The 12,919-nt window shown below is 66.1% G+C and carries 13 protein-coding genes and 1 tRNA gene; 4 read left to right on the top strand and 10 right to left on the bottom strand.

Annotated features, from left to right (window positions below; translation table 11 throughout):
• Nucleotides 1-26: 26 nt before the first annotated feature.
• Together leuA and ybiB are read right to left on the bottom strand one after the other, a co-directional pair.
• Nucleotides 27-1,673 (bottom strand): 2-isopropylmalate synthase, encoded by a 1,647-nt coding sequence (leuA, locus tag LIG30_RS10220; RefSeq protein WP_038711819.1) that lies wholly within the window; start codon nucleotides 1,671-1,673, stop codon nucleotides 27-29.
• 381 nt (nucleotides 1,674-2,054) lie between these two features.
• A complete protein-coding gene (gene ybiB, locus LIG30_RS10225; protein ID WP_038711820.1) occupies nucleotides 2,055-3,038 on the bottom strand; it encodes a DNA-binding protein YbiB in 984 nt (327 codons plus the stop codon).
• Between the two features lie 288 nt (nucleotides 3,039-3,326).
• On the opposite strand from ybiB, the gene maiA reads away from it, so the two are divergent.
• The gene (maiA, locus tag LIG30_RS10230; protein ID WP_038711877.1) at nucleotides 3,327-3,971 is read left to right on the top strand and encodes a maleylacetoacetate isomerase; all 645 of its coding nucleotides are present in this window, start codon (nucleotides 3,327-3,329) and stop codon (nucleotides 3,969-3,971) included.
• A gap of 137 nt (nucleotides 3,972-4,108) precedes the next feature.
• Here the strand turns inward: maiA and ftsY are convergent, their stop codons facing one another.
• The gene (gene ftsY, locus LIG30_RS10235) at nucleotides 4,109-5,266 is read right to left on the bottom strand and encodes a signal recognition particle-docking protein FtsY (RefSeq protein WP_038711822.1); all 1,158 of its coding nucleotides are present in this window, start codon (nucleotides 5,264-5,266) and stop codon (nucleotides 4,109-4,111) included.
• Between the two features lie 223 nt (nucleotides 5,267-5,489).
• Between ftsY and rsmD the strand changes: the two genes are divergently transcribed.
• Both rsmD and coaD read left to right on the top strand, forming a co-directional pair.
• The gene (gene rsmD / locus LIG30_RS10240; RefSeq protein WP_038711823.1) at nucleotides 5,490-6,104 is read left to right on the top strand and encodes a 16S rRNA (guanine(966)-N(2))-methyltransferase RsmD; all 615 of its coding nucleotides are present in this window, start codon (nucleotides 5,490-5,492) and stop codon (nucleotides 6,102-6,104) included.
• A 114-nt stretch (nucleotides 6,105-6,218) separates the two neighbouring features.
• Nucleotides 6,219-6,719, top strand: coding sequence for a pantetheine-phosphate adenylyltransferase (gene coaD / locus LIG30_RS10245; RefSeq protein ID WP_038711825.1), 501 nt, complete (start codon nucleotides 6,219-6,221; stop codon nucleotides 6,717-6,719).
• A gap of 125 nt (nucleotides 6,720-6,844) precedes the next feature.
• On the opposite strand, the gene LIG30_RS10250 is transcribed toward coaD, so the two are convergent.
• On the bottom strand, nucleotides 6,845-7,573 hold the full coding sequence (locus LIG30_RS10250) for a class I SAM-dependent methyltransferase (RefSeq protein ID WP_051994954.1): 729 nt from the start codon (nucleotides 7,571-7,573) through the stop codon (nucleotides 6,845-6,847).
• A gap of 296 nt (nucleotides 7,574-7,869) precedes the next feature.
• Between LIG30_RS10250 and LIG30_RS10255 the strand changes: the two genes are divergently transcribed.
• On the top strand, nucleotides 7,870-8,133 hold the full coding sequence (locus LIG30_RS10255; RefSeq protein ID WP_038711826.1) for a YfhL family 4Fe-4S dicluster ferredoxin: 264 nt from the start codon (nucleotides 7,870-7,872) through the stop codon (nucleotides 8,131-8,133).
• A 34-nt stretch (nucleotides 8,134-8,167) separates the two neighbouring features.
• Here LIG30_RS10255 and hisC read toward each other — a convergent pair whose 3' ends face one another.
• The 6 genes from hisC to ispE form a co-directional block, all read right to left on the bottom strand.
• Nucleotides 8,168-9,235 (bottom strand): histidinol-phosphate transaminase, encoded by a 1,068-nt coding sequence (gene hisC, locus LIG30_RS10260; RefSeq protein ID WP_038711828.1) that lies wholly within the window; start codon nucleotides 9,233-9,235, stop codon nucleotides 8,168-8,170.
• 146 nt (nucleotides 9,236-9,381) lie between these two features.
• A complete protein-coding gene (gene pth, locus LIG30_RS10265) occupies nucleotides 9,382-9,987 on the bottom strand; it encodes an aminoacyl-tRNA hydrolase (RefSeq protein ID WP_038711829.1) in 606 nt (201 codons plus the stop codon).
• A gap of 108 nt (nucleotides 9,988-10,095) precedes the next feature.
• Nucleotides 10,096-10,701 carry a 50S ribosomal protein L25/general stress protein Ctc gene (locus LIG30_RS10270; RefSeq protein WP_038711881.1) on the bottom strand — a complete coding sequence of 202 codons (606 nt, stop codon included), beginning with the start codon at nucleotides 10,699-10,701 and terminating at the stop codon, nucleotides 10,096-10,098.
• Between the two features lie 184 nt (nucleotides 10,702-10,885).
• On the bottom strand, nucleotides 10,886-11,845 hold the full coding sequence (locus LIG30_RS10275) for a ribose-phosphate pyrophosphokinase (protein ID WP_038711882.1): 960 nt from the start codon (nucleotides 11,843-11,845) through the stop codon (nucleotides 10,886-10,888).
• 45 nt (nucleotides 11,846-11,890) lie between these two features.
• Nucleotides 11,891-11,967 (bottom strand) — tRNA-Gln (locus LIG30_RS10280).
• 51 nt (nucleotides 11,968-12,018) lie between these two features.
• Nucleotides 12,019-12,900 carry a 4-(cytidine 5'-diphospho)-2-C-methyl-D-erythritol kinase gene (gene ispE / locus LIG30_RS10285; RefSeq protein WP_038711830.1) on the bottom strand — a complete coding sequence of 294 codons (882 nt, stop codon included), beginning with the start codon at nucleotides 12,898-12,900 and terminating at the stop codon, nucleotides 12,019-12,021.
• Between the last annotated feature and the right edge of the window lie 19 nt (nucleotides 12,901-12,919).

Below are 12,919 nucleotides of genomic sequence, written 5' to 3' on the forward strand. Positions count from 1 at the left end.
TGTTGCTCAGAACCTGAAACGCGCGGTCACGCCGCCGCGCGGTGGTCCGCGCAGTGCCGCGCGGAGCGGTTGACCGCGCTGACGACCGCGTCGAGCGCGGCCGCCGCCGGGTCGGCATGCACGCCGACCCCGTGCCGCAGCGGCGCGTCGCCGACCCGGCAGCCGACGAATACCGCGGTGCGGCCGTCGGCCGCGCGCGCGTCTTCGCACGACGCGACGTCGATCGTCATGTTCGCCGCGGCGGCGAACGCGGCGGCCGCGCGTGCCGCGGCCTGCTCAGGCGCCGCACCGCCCGGCAGCGCGCAGGCGATCTCGCGCCGTGCCCAGCCGATCCCGCCGCCGTTGCGCACGGCCGGGCCGTCGGTCTCGAGGAATTCGCGGCTGAACAGCGCGCAGATCGCGTCGGCCGTCACTTCCTCGCCGGAGCGGTCGGCGAGCGTCTGCACCGCGTGACTGAATTCGATCTGCACGCGGCGCGGCGGCGTGAAGCCCATCCCGCGCTCGAGCAGATAGGTCGCGCCGCCCTTGCCGGACTGGCTGTTGACCCGGATCACCGCGTCGTAGCTGCGGCCGAGATCGGCCGGGTCGATCGGCAGGTACGGCACTTCCCAGATCGCGTCCGGGCGCTGCTGCGCGAAACCCTTGCGGATCGCGTCCTGGTGCGAGCCGGAGAACGCGGTGAACACGAGGTCGCCCGCATACGGATGGCGCGGATGCACGGGGATCTGGTTGCAGCGCTCGACGATGCGGCGCACTGCGTCGATGTCCGAGAAATCGAGGCCCGGATCGATGCCCTGCGTGTAGAGGTTGAGCGCGAGCGTGACGAGATCGACGTTGCCGGTGCGCTCGCCGTTGCCGAACAGGCATCCCTCGATCCGGTCGGCGCCGGCGAGCAGCGCAAGCTCCGCGGCCGCGACCGCAGTGCCGCGATCGTTGTGCGGGTGCACGGACAGCACGATGCTGTCCCGGAAGCCGAGGTTGCGGTCCATCCATTCGACCTGGTCGGCGAACACGTTCGGCATCGCGGCTTCGACGGTCGCCGGCAGGTTGACGATCATCTTGTGCTCGCGGGTCGGCCGCCAGGTCTGTGCGACCGCGTCGCATACTTCGCGCGCGAACGCCAGCTCGGTCATGCTGAAGGTTTCCGGCGAATACTGGTAGGTCCAGTGCGTGTCCGGGCGCGCCTGTGCGCAGGCCTTGATGAGCCGCGTGCCTTCCACCGCGAGCGCCTTCACCTCGTCCTTCGACTGTCCGAACACGATGCGGCGGAACGACGGGCAGATCGCGTTGTACAGGTGCACGATCGCGCGCGGCACGCCTTCGAGCGCGTCGAACGTGCGGGCGATCAGGTCCTCGCGCGACTGCACGAGCACTTCGATCGTCACGTCGTCGGGGATGCGCTTTTCGTCGATCAGCCTGCGCACGAAATCGAAGTCGGTTTGCGACGCCGACGGAAAGCCGACTTCGATCTCCTTGAAGCCGATCGCGACGAGCATCTCGAAGAACTCGAGCTTCTGCTCGATGGTCATCGGCTCGATCAGCGACTGGTTGCCGTCGCGCAGATCGGTGCTCATCCAGACCGGCGCATGCTCGATCGTGCGGGTGGGCCACTTGCGCCCGTTGATGCGGACGGGTTCGAACGGTCGGTATTTCTCTTGCGGGTTGCGCTTCATCTTGCTGGCCTCGGGGCACAAGTCGCGAGCGAAGACGGTCGGCATGAGCGGGTTGGCGCTGCCTCGCACCGTCGCGCCGGATGGCGGTTCGGGTGCGGATGATCTTCGCGATTCGACCGACGGATAGACGGACGAAAGCTGACGACTTCGGGTTGTAAAAAACTGCGAGAAGGTACTGCGAGGAACTGCAGAGGAGGGACCGTGCGGATAGCACGGCGCTACGACAGCTTTACGCTAGTCGTAGCGATAGCGACCGCGCTAGGCGGCCGGAGGTAATTCGGAGGGTGTTCGAAAAGGAACGCATGGCGACAACTCTATGCCAGGACGCACGCTCGTGTCAAATCTGCCGACCATTGCATGCGCCGCCATGCGTTCGCACGGTCATTCGGCGATACGGGCGATGCGCACGATCGCGTCGACCTGCCGCGCGACCGTTTCCGGCACGGGAATCTCGCCGCGCAGCACGGCGCCGGTCCATGCGGCGGTGGTCTGCGCGTCGCGCGATTCCGGCAGCGGCACGGGCGGCGCATCGGGCGTCGAGCGCTCGGCCTCGATCAGCGTGTCGCATGCGCCGTCGTGCAGCCAGTCGACCTGCACCTGGCGCCGTGTGTCCGCGACCGCTTCGCCCTCGGTGCCGCGCGCGAGCAGCGCGCCGCCTGCCGCCGCGTCCGGGTGGTCGAGAAACAGCTGCGCGAGACTGTCGCGATATGGCGGGTGCGTGTAGTTGACGAGCCGTAGCCCGGCGGGCGCGAACGGCTGCAGGATCTTGACCAGCGTGTGCGTCGAATTGCGCACGCCGAGCACGCCGCGCATCGACAGCAGGCGGGCGAGCCGCGGCGCGAGCGTGTCGATCGGCGCGAACGCGACGCGGCGCTCGGCGAGCGCCTGCTCGATCGCGTCGTGCGACGGTGACGGCGCGATCGACAGCGCGGCGAAGATCTCCGCGCTCGTCACGCGCCCCGGGTCGCGCGTGACGCCATGCACGAGCACCGGCACGCCCTCGCGCGCGAGCAGCAGCGCGAGCAGCGGCACGAGGTTCGGCTGCTTGCGCGCGCCGTTGTAGCTCGGGATCGACACCGCGCGAAACGCACCGGCCTGCACGCGTACCGGCTCGAACGACGCATGCGCGGCAGCGAGCATCGCCGCCAGCTCGTCGGAGGTCTCGCCCTTGATGCGGTACGCGAGCAGGATCGCGCCGAGTTCGAGGTCGGACACGCGTCCGTCGAGCATCGCGCGGTACAGGCCGAACGTGTCGTCGGAGGACAGCGCGCGCGCGCCGTGCGGGCCGCGCCCGATTTCCTTGATGAAGCGCGCGCAGTGGAAGGATTCGGCCGTATGGACGGCGGGGTCGTGGGAGTCGGTCATCGGGAGCCCAGGGCGGCGGCCGGCGTCGCATCGGCGGCCGGTCCGCACGGTGTGGTATGCGGGAACCCTCTGAGTACCGCATTTGCGCGGTTCTGGCAAGCGCGGGCGCGGGCGGCGCGCGCTGCCGAGACGGACATTGCGACGCGCGCCGCCGCGCTACACTCTTGGCCGTGACGATGCATGCCGGCCGGGCGCGAGCCGCGAACGGCGCGCCGTTGCGGCGCAAGCGCCCTGCGCGCCGGCTTCGCGGCCGCGCCACCCGCCAACGACGACAACGAGAGACAACCGATGAAGCTCTACAGCTATTTCCGCAGTTCCGCTGCCTATCGCGTGCGGATCGCCCTGAACCTGAAGCAACTGCCGTTCGAGTACGTGCCGGTGCATCTGGTGCGCGACGGCGGCCAGCAACTGCAGGACACGTACCGCGCGCTGAGCCCGGACGCGCTGGTGCCGACGCTGATCGACGACGATGCGACGCTGCAGCAGTCGCTTGCGATCATCGAATATCTGGAGGAGACGCATCCGGAGCCGCCGCTGTTGCCGAAGGCGCCGGCCGACCGCGCGTACGTGCGGGCAATCGCGCTGCAAATCGCATGCGAGATCCACCCGCTCAACAACCTGCGCGTGCTGAAGTACCTGAAGCACATGCTTCAGGTGCCGGAAGAGGCGAAGAACGACTGGTACCGTCACTGGATCGAGTCAGGCTTCGCGTCGCTCGAGACGCGGCTCGCGAGCGATCCGCGGGTGGGCAGGCTGTGCTTCGGCGATACGCCGACGCTCGCCGACATCTGCCTCGTGCCGCAGGTCTTCAACGCGCACCGCTTCTCGATCGACACGCAGTGCTACCCGACGATCCAGCGGATCTTCGACCACGCGACGTCGCTCGATGCGTTCAAGGCCGCCGCACCCGCCGTGCAGCCCGACGCGGAGTAAGCTCACCGGGCGACGCGGCCCGCCAACGAAAAAGGGCGCCCGCTGCAGTGAACTGCGCCCCACGGGCCGGACCGGTGTCCGGCTTCCCGGGGGCGGTCCGGCAGCGGGCGCCCTCGATGCGGCATGCCGCGCGGCGTTCAGCCGAGCAGCGCGTCGGCGAATTCCTCGGCAACGAACGGCTGCAGATCCTCGACCTTCTCGCCGACGCCGATGAAATAGACCGGCACCGGGCGCTGCCGCGCGATCGCGGCGAGGATGCCGCCCTTCGCGGTGCCGTCGAGCTTCGTGACGATGAGGCCGGTCAGGCCGAGCGCGTCGTCGAACGCCTTCACCTGCGCGAGCGCATTCTGGCCGGTGTTCGCGTCGATCACGAGCAGCACTTCGTGCGGCGCGCCGTCGTGCGCCTTGCCGATCACGCGCTTCACCTTCTTCAGCTCTTCCATCAGGTGCAGCTGGGTCGGCAGGCGGCCGGCGGTGTCGGCCATCATCACGTCGATGTTGCGCGCGCGCGCGGCGCTGACCGCGTCGAAGATCACCGCGGCCGGATCGCCGCTCTCCTGCTGCACGACCGTCACGTTGTTGCGCTCGCCCCAGATCATCAGCTGCTCGCGCGCGGCCGCGCGGAACGTGTCGCCGGCGGCGAGCAGCACCGACTGGTCGAAGCTCTGCAGATGCTTCGCTAGCTTGCCGATGCTCGTCGTCTTGCCCGCGCCGTTGACGCCCGCGATCATCATCACGAGCGGTTGCGCACGGCCGAGCATCAGCGATTTCTCGAGCGGCTGGAGCAGGTCGACGAGCAGGTCGCGCAGCGCGCTCTTGACCTGCTGCGGATCGGTGAGGCGGCCGACGCGCACCTTCTCGCGCAGCGCGGCGAGCAGGTATTCGGTCGCGTCGACGCCCGCGTCGGACATCAGCAGCGCGGTTTCGAGCTCCTCGTAGAGATCCTCGTCGATCTTCGTGCTGACGAACACGTTCGTGATGCTCGAGCTCGTCTTCGCGAGCCCCGACTTCAGGCGCGCGAGCCACGACTTCTTCGCGGCGGGCTCCAGCAGCGGTGGCGGGACGATCTCGACCGTCTCGACGACTTCGTCGCGGCCGGTCGCCGCCGGCGTGACGGTCATGACGACCGCCGGCACGGCGGCGGGAGCGGGAACGGGAGGCTCGGCCTCGCGCACGGCGGGCGCCGGTCGGGCCGGGGCGGCGGGCGGCGCCTCCGGGTGCGGCGTGACGGCCGACGGCGATTCTGCGGGCGTCGGCTCCGACGTTTTCTTGAATCGTTTGAAGAAACTGAACATGGTCTGACTTCGGGAAGAGGGCGAGTCGTTGCCGCGAACGGCGCGGACCGTGCATGCGGTCTGCCGCGCGCGCCCGTGCAGGCGCCGCGCGAGGCGACCGAAACCCCGCATTTTATCAGGCAGCCCGCCTGGTCCGCGGCTGCGCGTCGCGCTGCTGTGGTAACGTGCGCCTGTCTGGCGGCGCGCACCGTTCGCGCCCGATCTTCCGTAGCCATTATTCCGTATGTCCCGTTCCCCTTCAGGCCGTTCCGCGGCCCCCGCCGGCCGAGGCAAGCCGCACACGATCCGCATCATCGGCGGTGACTGGAAACGCACGCCGCTCGCGGTGCTCGATCTCGACGGCTTGCGTCCGACGCCCGACCGCGTCCGCGAAACCGTTTTCAACTGGCTCGGCCAGGATCTCGACGGCCGGCGCTGTCTCGACCTGTTCGCCGGCACCGGCGCGCTCGGCTTCGAAGCCGCGTCGCGCGGCGCGGCGGCCGTGCTGATGGTCGAACGCCATCCGCGTGCGGCGCAGCAATTGCGCGCGATCAAGGACAAGCTCGCCGCGCGCACGGTCGAGGTGGCGGAGGCCGACGCGCTGCGGCTCGCGGCCGGCCTTGCGCCGGGCACGTTCGACGTCGTGTTTCTCGACCCGCCGTTCGGCGACACGGCCGTGCTCGCGCGTGCGCTCGCGCTCGCCGCGCCGCTGGTCGCGCCGGGCGGCGCGCTGTACGTCGAAGCCGGCGCGGCGCTCGACCCGGCCACGCACGATGCGCTGGCCGGCTGGCACGTCGTCAAGGCGGGCAAGGCGGGCGCCGTGCACTATCATTTGCTGCAGCGCGAAAATGATGAATAATGCGCGTTCCAATCGAGGCGCCGCGCCCAGGCGACGCGCGCCCGTCCCGGCGGTGGCGTGCGTGTCGCACGTCATGGCCGCACCCACATTGAGTGTGATGACAGGAGGAGCGACATGGTAGTCGCCGTGTATCCGGGTACGTTCGATCCGCTGACGCGTGGCCACGAGGATCTCGTGCGGCGCGCGTCGAGCATTTTTGACACGCTGGTCGTCGGTGTCGCCGACAGCCGCGCGAAAAAGCCGTTCTTCTCGCTCGAGGAGCGTCTGAAGATTGCGAACGAGGTGCTCGGCCATTACCCGAACGTGAAGGTGATGGGCTTTACCGGTCTCCTGAAGGATTTCGTGCGCACCAACAACGCGCGGGTCATCGTGCGCGGCCTGCGCGCGGTCTCCGACTTCGAATATGAGTTCCAGATGGCAGGGATGAACCGCTATCTGCTGCCGGACGTCGAGACGATGTTCATGACGCCGTCCGACCAGTATCAGTTCATTTCGGGGACGATCGTGCGCGAAATCGCCCAGTTGGGTGGAGATGTCAGTAAATTCGTGTTCCCGTCGGTCGAGAAGTGGCTGACGGAAAAAGTGGCCTCGATGGGCCACGGGCCTGCCGCGTGACGCGATGCCGGCCGGCGCCGTCCCGGTGCCGGCCGCGGGCCTGAGATCATGTTTTCAACTCAACTGCAACGCAAGGGCAGAAACTTGGCCACATTCAGTCAGCGCAAGGCCGGCACGCATGGCGGCTATAGCTCGATGACCGAGCAAGCCTGACTGACCTCCGTTGCGCATTGCAATGGTGCGCGTGCAACGAACAGCGCCACTGCCCCCTCTTGCTCGACCGAAACCCTGGCGAAATGGCAAGCGAGTGCGGCACGCAGCGATTCCCGCGTGTCGTGCCGGTTGTCGAAGATGCCCTTGCGGTTGTAGATATGCTTCAGTGTGCGCCCGAGGGCGTTGTGGCCCGCCGCGTTGCCGAGCACCGTCGCACCGAACAGCACGCCATTTGGCGCGAGGTGGGCCTTCAGGTGCGCGAATACGCGTGCCTTCTCGCTCATCGTGCCCGGCAGGCAGTGCAGCAGGTAGAACAGCGCGATCGAGTCGAAGCGGCGCCCCTCAAGCATCGTCAGCGGCTGCATGATGTCGCCCACCAACGGCGTGACCTGGGTATGGCCGAGTCGGCGCGCTGCCGCCGCGAGGCTGTGCTCGTTGAGATCGAGCAAGGTGACCTGATGGTCGGCGCGGAAGTCTGCATGGGCCGGATAGAAGCCAGACCCGACCCCAACCTCGAGATGGCGCTCGCCCACATGATGCCGGTAAAACGGGAGCAGCACCCGTTTGGTGGCACACCGCCAGGCCAATCGGTTTGACATCCCCAGCACCCATGCGTCGTAGAGCCTCAGGACGGAGGAGGAATACACGGCAATGCCAGGCCGCGTGTCCAGCTGCCGGTCGAAATCGAACGTCTGTTCCATGTGCTTGCTCCTTGTTATGGGCTGAGTGACTCGACGGACATCGTGCCGCTCGACGCGCCGTATGGCTCATGCTGGAACGCAACGGAATTCGGTTGCCTGATGCCTAGGTTAGCAGCAGAAACACATTCCAAAACGTCAGGCTTTCGGATCAAACGGACAAATCACACAAAACGTTATGCGCCAGGTGCGTCCCGCGAGACAAACTTGCAAACATGGATTTCGGGGAATTTTGCGTGACCGTACGGAAGGCTGAAAAGCTATAATGTATTGTTTTTTCTAGGAAAGTTGGTGGCAGTATGGCTTTGATGATTACTGACGAGTGCATCAATTGCGACGTGTGCGAGCTCGAATGCCCGAACAGCGCGATTTCGATGGGCCCGGAAATCTATGTGATCGACCCGAAGAAATGCACCGAATGCGTCGGGCATTTCGACGAGCCGCAGTGTCAGCAGGTCTGCCCGGTCGAGTGCATCCCCCGCGATCCACAGCACGCGGAGACCCACGAGCAGTTGATGGAGAAGTACCTTGTGCTGACCGCCGCCAAGGGCGGCAACGCGTGACGGGCGGGGCGGCGATGCGCCGCCCGCGCCGTTTTCAGCCCAGCAGGCCGCGCAGCGCCGCGACGAACGTGTCGCACTCGGCGTCGGTGCCGACGGTGATGCGCAGATGCTGGTCGATCCGCGGCAGCTTGAAGTGCCGCACGAAAATCTCCTGCTCCTTCAGCCGTGCCGAGAGCGTGGCCGCGTCGTGCGCCGGATGGCGCGCGAAAATGAAGTTCGCGGCTGACGGCACCACCTCGAATCCCATTGCCTGCAGCGAGGCCGTGAGCCGCTCGCGGCTCGCGATCACCTGCTTGCAGGTCGCGTCGAAGTAGGCCACGTCCTCGTAGGCCGCCTGCGCGGCCACCTGCGCGAGACGGTCGAGCGGGTACGAGTTGAAGCTGTCCTTCACGCGGTTCAGCGCTTCGATCAGGTCGGCATGGCCGAACGCGAAGCCGACACGCATTCCTGCGAGCGCGCGCGCCTTCGACGTCGTGTGGACGACGAGCAGGTTCGGGTAGCGATCGATCAACGAGATCGCCGACTGCGCGCCGAAATCCACGTACGCTTCGTCGATCACCACGACCGATGACGGATTGGCCGCGACGATCCGCTCGACATCGGCAAGCGGCAGCGCGCGCCCGGTCGGCGCGTTCGGATTCGGGAACAGCACGCCGCCCGCGTCGTCGAGGTAGTCGTCCACGCGGATCGAGAAATCGTCGGCGAGCGGCATGACCTCGTACTGCACGTCGTACAGGCGCGCGTAGGTCGGGTAGAAGCTGTAGGTGATGTCGGGAAAGCGCAGCGGCCGCTCGTGCTTGAGCAGCGCGTGGAACGCATGCGCGAGCACTTCGTCGGAGCCGTTGCCCGCGAAGACCTGCTCGGGCTTGAGCCCGTGATGGGCGGCGACCGTCTCGCGCAGCGTGCGCGCGAGCGGATCGGGGTAGCGGCGCAGCGTTTCGCCCGCCTCGCCCAGCTCGCGCGCGATCGCCGCGACAACGCGCGGCGACGGCGGATAGGGATTCTCGTTGGTGTTCAGCTTGACCGGGTGCGCGAGCGCGGGCTGCTCGCCCGGCACGTAAGGCACGAGTTGCTGAACGACGTCGCTCCAGTAACGGCTCACCGCTTGGCTCCTGACCGATAAAAGAACGACTTTACCTCAAGCGGGCCGCGCATTGCGCGGCGTCGTGCGTCGACGGCGACGCGGATGCGCATGCTTGCGTATCGCGCCGAGTGTATGTGCGTGACGTGCGGCGCCACGCCCCGCATTCACCCGCCGTTGCGGTGCAGTTGCATCGTCGCGCGGTCCAGCTCGCCCTTGACGACATGCGGCATCACCGCGAGCGCGCGCTCGATCGCCGCGTCGATCACGTCCTGCTCTTCCTTGCGCGGCGGCTTCAGCACGAAGTTCGCGACGTCGGGCTTTGCGCCGGCGCGTGCGCTTTCGGGGATCAGGTCGCGCGGATGACCGATGCCGATCCGCAGCCGCCAGTATTGCTGCGACGACAGATGCGCGGAGATGTCCTTGAGCCCGTTGTGGCCGCCGCTGCCGCCGCCGAGCTTCAGCTTGACGGCGCCGGGCGGCAGGTCGAGCTCGTCGTGTGCGACGAGAATCTGGTCCGGCAGGATCTTGAAGAATTGCGCGAGCGCGACGACCGACTGGCCGGAGCGGTTCATGTAGGTCTGCGGTTCGAGCAGATGCACTTCCTCGCCGAACAGGCGGGCCTTCGCATGGAAGCCGTGAAAGCGGCGCTCGTCGCGCAGCGTCGTGCCCGCTTCGCGGGCGAGCTGGTCGATGAGCCAGAAGCCGGCGTTGTGACGGGTCGCGGTGTATTCCGCCCCGGGATTGCCGAGGCCGACGATCAGTTTGATCATGACGTTTCGATGGCGATCCGGGCGGGCCCGGGCGCAAAAAAGAAAAAACCCGCCGGGCAAGCCGCGGCGGGTTGCTTCGACCGTTTCGTGAACGGATCGAGAGGAGGCTTACGCAGCCGGCGTTTCGCCTTCTGCCGCGTCCGACACGGCGCCAGCCGGCAGTGCTGCCGAAGCGATCACCGGGTTTTCAGCGTCGACGTGCGCGACCAGCGCGACGCCGTTCGGCAGTGCGATGTCCTTCGCGTGCAGCGATTGGCCCGCTTCGATCTTCGACAGGTCGATTTCGACGAATTCCGGCAGGTCGGCCGGCAGGCACTCGACTTCGATTTCCGTCGCAACGTGCGAGATGATCGCGCTCGACAGCTTCACGGCCGGGCTCGTTTCAGCGTTCAGGAAGTGCAGCGGCACCTTGGTGTGCAGCTTCTTCTTCGCGTCGACGCGCTGGAAGTCCACGTGCAGCACGAGCTGACGGAACGGGTGGTACTGCACGTCACGCAGCAGAACGCGTTGCGACTGGCCGGCCACTTCGAGGTCGAGGATCGACGAGTGGAAAGCTTCCTTCTTCAGCGCGTGCCACAGTGCGTTGTGATCGAGTTCGATCATTTGCGGCGCTGCTTCACCGCCGTACACGATACCCGTGGTCTTACCGGCGTTGCGCAGGCGGCGGCTCGCACCCGTACCTTGCAGTTGGCGCTCGAAAGCGACGATCTTCATGTGTTTCTCCATTGGCTGCCCACGACCAGGCAGTGAAACGGGGCCGGCGATGCGTCGGCCCCCGATGAAACGGCCGGGGTTTCGTAAGTCCCGGCCGATTGTGCAAAAAGCGAAGCAGGGACGCTTCGCTTTTCACGCATGCAGTTCGGTATCGATTGTCCGCGGGATGCCGCGGACAGCGACGTCATTCCGCGAACAGCGACATCACGGAATCGCCGCGGCGAATCCGCGAGAACGTCTCGGCGAGCAGGCTCGCGCTCGTCAGCGCGCGGATCTTCGAGCACGCGCGCGATTCGCCGGACAGCGGAATCGTGTCGGTGACGACGAGTTCGTCGAGTGCCGACGCAGCGATGCGCTCGGCCGCGCCGCCAGACAGCACCGGGTGCGTCGCGTAGGCGAACACCTGCTTCGCGCCGCGATCCTTCAGCACTTGCGCAGCCTTGCACAGCGTGCCGGCGGTGTCGACCATGTCGTCCATGATCACGCAGGTGCGGCCTTCGACTTCACCGATGATGTTCATCACTTCGGCGATGTTCGCCTTCGGACGACGCTTGTCGATGATCGCGAGATCGCAGTTGAGCTGCTTCGCGAGCGCACGGGCGCGCACCACGCCGCCAACGTCCGGCGACACGACGAGCAGATCCGAGTAGTTCTGCTTGCGCAGGTCGTTCAGCAGGATCGGCGTTGCGTAGATGTTGTCGACGGGAATGTCGAAGAAGCCCTGAATCTGGTCGGCGTGCAGATCCATCGTGATGATCCGCTCGACGCCGGCGATTTCCAGCATGTTCGCGATGACCTTCGCCGAGATCGCGACGCGCGCCGAACGCGGGCGGCGATCCTGACGGGCGTAGCCGAAGTAGGGGATGGCGGCGGTGATCCGGCCGGCGGATGCGCGCTTGAGCGCATCGACCATGATCATCAGTTCCATCAGGTTGTCATTGGTCGGCGCGCACGTCGATTGCAGGACGAAGACGTCCTTGCCGCGCACGTTTTCCTGGATCTCGACCTGGATTTCGCCGTCGGAGAAACGGCTGACCATTGCCTTGCCGAGGGGAATACCAAGAATACTGACGACTTCCTGTGCAAGCGCGGGATTCGCGTTACCAGTAAAGACCATCAGGCCGTCATGGGCGTGGCTGCTCATCATGCACCTGCTTCGGGCTTGGGCGGGAAAATGCGGGAAAATTTTTGGCAGGGGAGGAAGGACTCGAACCCTCGCATGCCGGAATCAAAATCCGGTGCCTTGACCAACTTGGCGACTCCCCTACACTTAACTTTGAACTTCGCCGGATGGTAGGTCATCCGACAAAGTAAAACTTATGACGCGAAAGCGAAGAGCGGATGCTCGTTCAAACTCTCGGTAACTGCGCTGTTCCAACCGGTAGGCATTTTGGCTTGCGCCGCTTCCGCCTCCTGTTTGCTGCGAAACGCTGCAAACACGCTTGCTCCGGAGCCGGTCATCCTCGCGGGTGCTAAATCATACAACCATTTAATCACCTTTGCAACTTCCGCGTACTTACTTGCTACAACTTGCTGCATGTCATTCCGGCCGAAACTGTCTGGCCATCCTGCTTCGCAGCTACGCAGTGCAAGAAAGTCCATAATTGTGATCGGTTCCGAATCTCTTGTCAACAACTTATCTGAAAAAATTTCAGCAGTCGGGACATGAACCTGCGGCGTCACAACCAAGAACCAGCGAGTCGGCAATTCTACTCCAACTAATTCTTCTCCGATACCCTCTGCGAACGCATTTTTTCCAAAAACAAAGAAAGGCACGTCCGCGCCGAGTTTCACGGCGAGCGCCTGCAACTCCGTGCGCGGCAGGTCGAGTTGCCAGAGGCGGTTCAGCGCGAGCAGCGTCGTCGCCGCGTCCGAGCTGCCGCCGCCGAGGCCGGCGCCCATCGGCAGGCGCTTTTCCACCTCGATGTCGACGCCTGCGGCGCTACTCGTGTGCGCTTTCAGCAGCTTCGCCGCGCGCACGACGAGATCACTGTCTTCTGGCACGCCGGGCACATCGGTCACGCGCACGATCCGGTCGTCGTCGCGCAGCGTGAAGTGCAGCGTGTCGCCCCAGTTCAGCAACTGGAAGACGCTTTGCAGGTTGTGATAGCCGTCCGCGCGGCGGCCGGTGATGTGCAGGAACAGATTCAGTTTCGCGGGCGCAAGGCAGTTGCGCAGCGAGCGGGTCGTGTCGGTCATGCTGGTGGTGAGTGTCGGG

It is taken from the genome of Burkholderia sp. lig30, assembly GCF_000687455.2.
Lineage (GTDB): Bacteria > Pseudomonadota > Gammaproteobacteria > Burkholderiales > Burkholderiaceae > Burkholderia.

Bases quoted from the DNA above. Each gene is read 5' to 3' on its own strand.
- LIG30_RS10270 (WP_038711881.1), bottom strand. From the start codon at position 10,701: ATGAAGATCGTCGCTTTCGAGCGCCAACTGCAAGGTACGGGTGCGAGC.
- coaD (WP_038711825.1), top strand. From the start codon at position 6,219: ATGGTAGTCGCCGTGTATCCGGGTACGTTCGATCCGCTGACGCGTGGC.
- ybiB (WP_038711820.1), bottom strand. From the start codon at position 3,038: ATGACCGACTCCCACGACCCCGCCGTCCATACGGCCGAATCCTTCCAC.
- LIG30_RS10250 (WP_051994954.1), bottom strand. From the start codon at position 7,573: ATGGAACAGACGTTCGATTTCGACCGGCAGCTGGACACGCGGCCTGGC.
- maiA (WP_038711877.1), top strand. From the start codon at position 3,327: ATGAAGCTCTACAGCTATTTCCGCAGTTCCGCTGCCTATCGCGTGCGG.
- leuA (WP_038711819.1), bottom strand. From the start codon at position 1,673: ATGAAGCGCAACCCGCAAGAGAAATACCGACCGTTCGAACCCGTCCGC.
- LIG30_RS10255 (WP_038711826.1), top strand. From the start codon at position 7,870: ATGGCTTTGATGATTACTGACGAGTGCATCAATTGCGACGTGTGCGAG.
- pth (WP_038711829.1), bottom strand. From the start codon at position 9,987: ATGATCAAACTGATCGTCGGCCTCGGCAATCCCGGGGCGGAATACACC.
- LIG30_RS10275 (WP_038711882.1), bottom strand. From the start codon at position 11,845: ATGAGCAGCCACGCCCATGACGGCCTGATGGTCTTTACTGGTAACGCG.
- ftsY (WP_038711822.1), bottom strand. From the start codon at position 5,266: ATGTTCAGTTTCTTCAAACGATTCAAGAAAACGTCGGAGCCGACGCCC.
- ispE (WP_038711830.1), bottom strand. From the start codon at position 12,900: ATGACCGACACGACCCGCTCGCTGCGCAACTGCCTTGCGCCCGCGAAA.
- rsmD (WP_038711823.1), top strand. From the start codon at position 5,490: ATGTCCCGTTCCCCTTCAGGCCGTTCCGCGGCCCCCGCCGGCCGAGGC.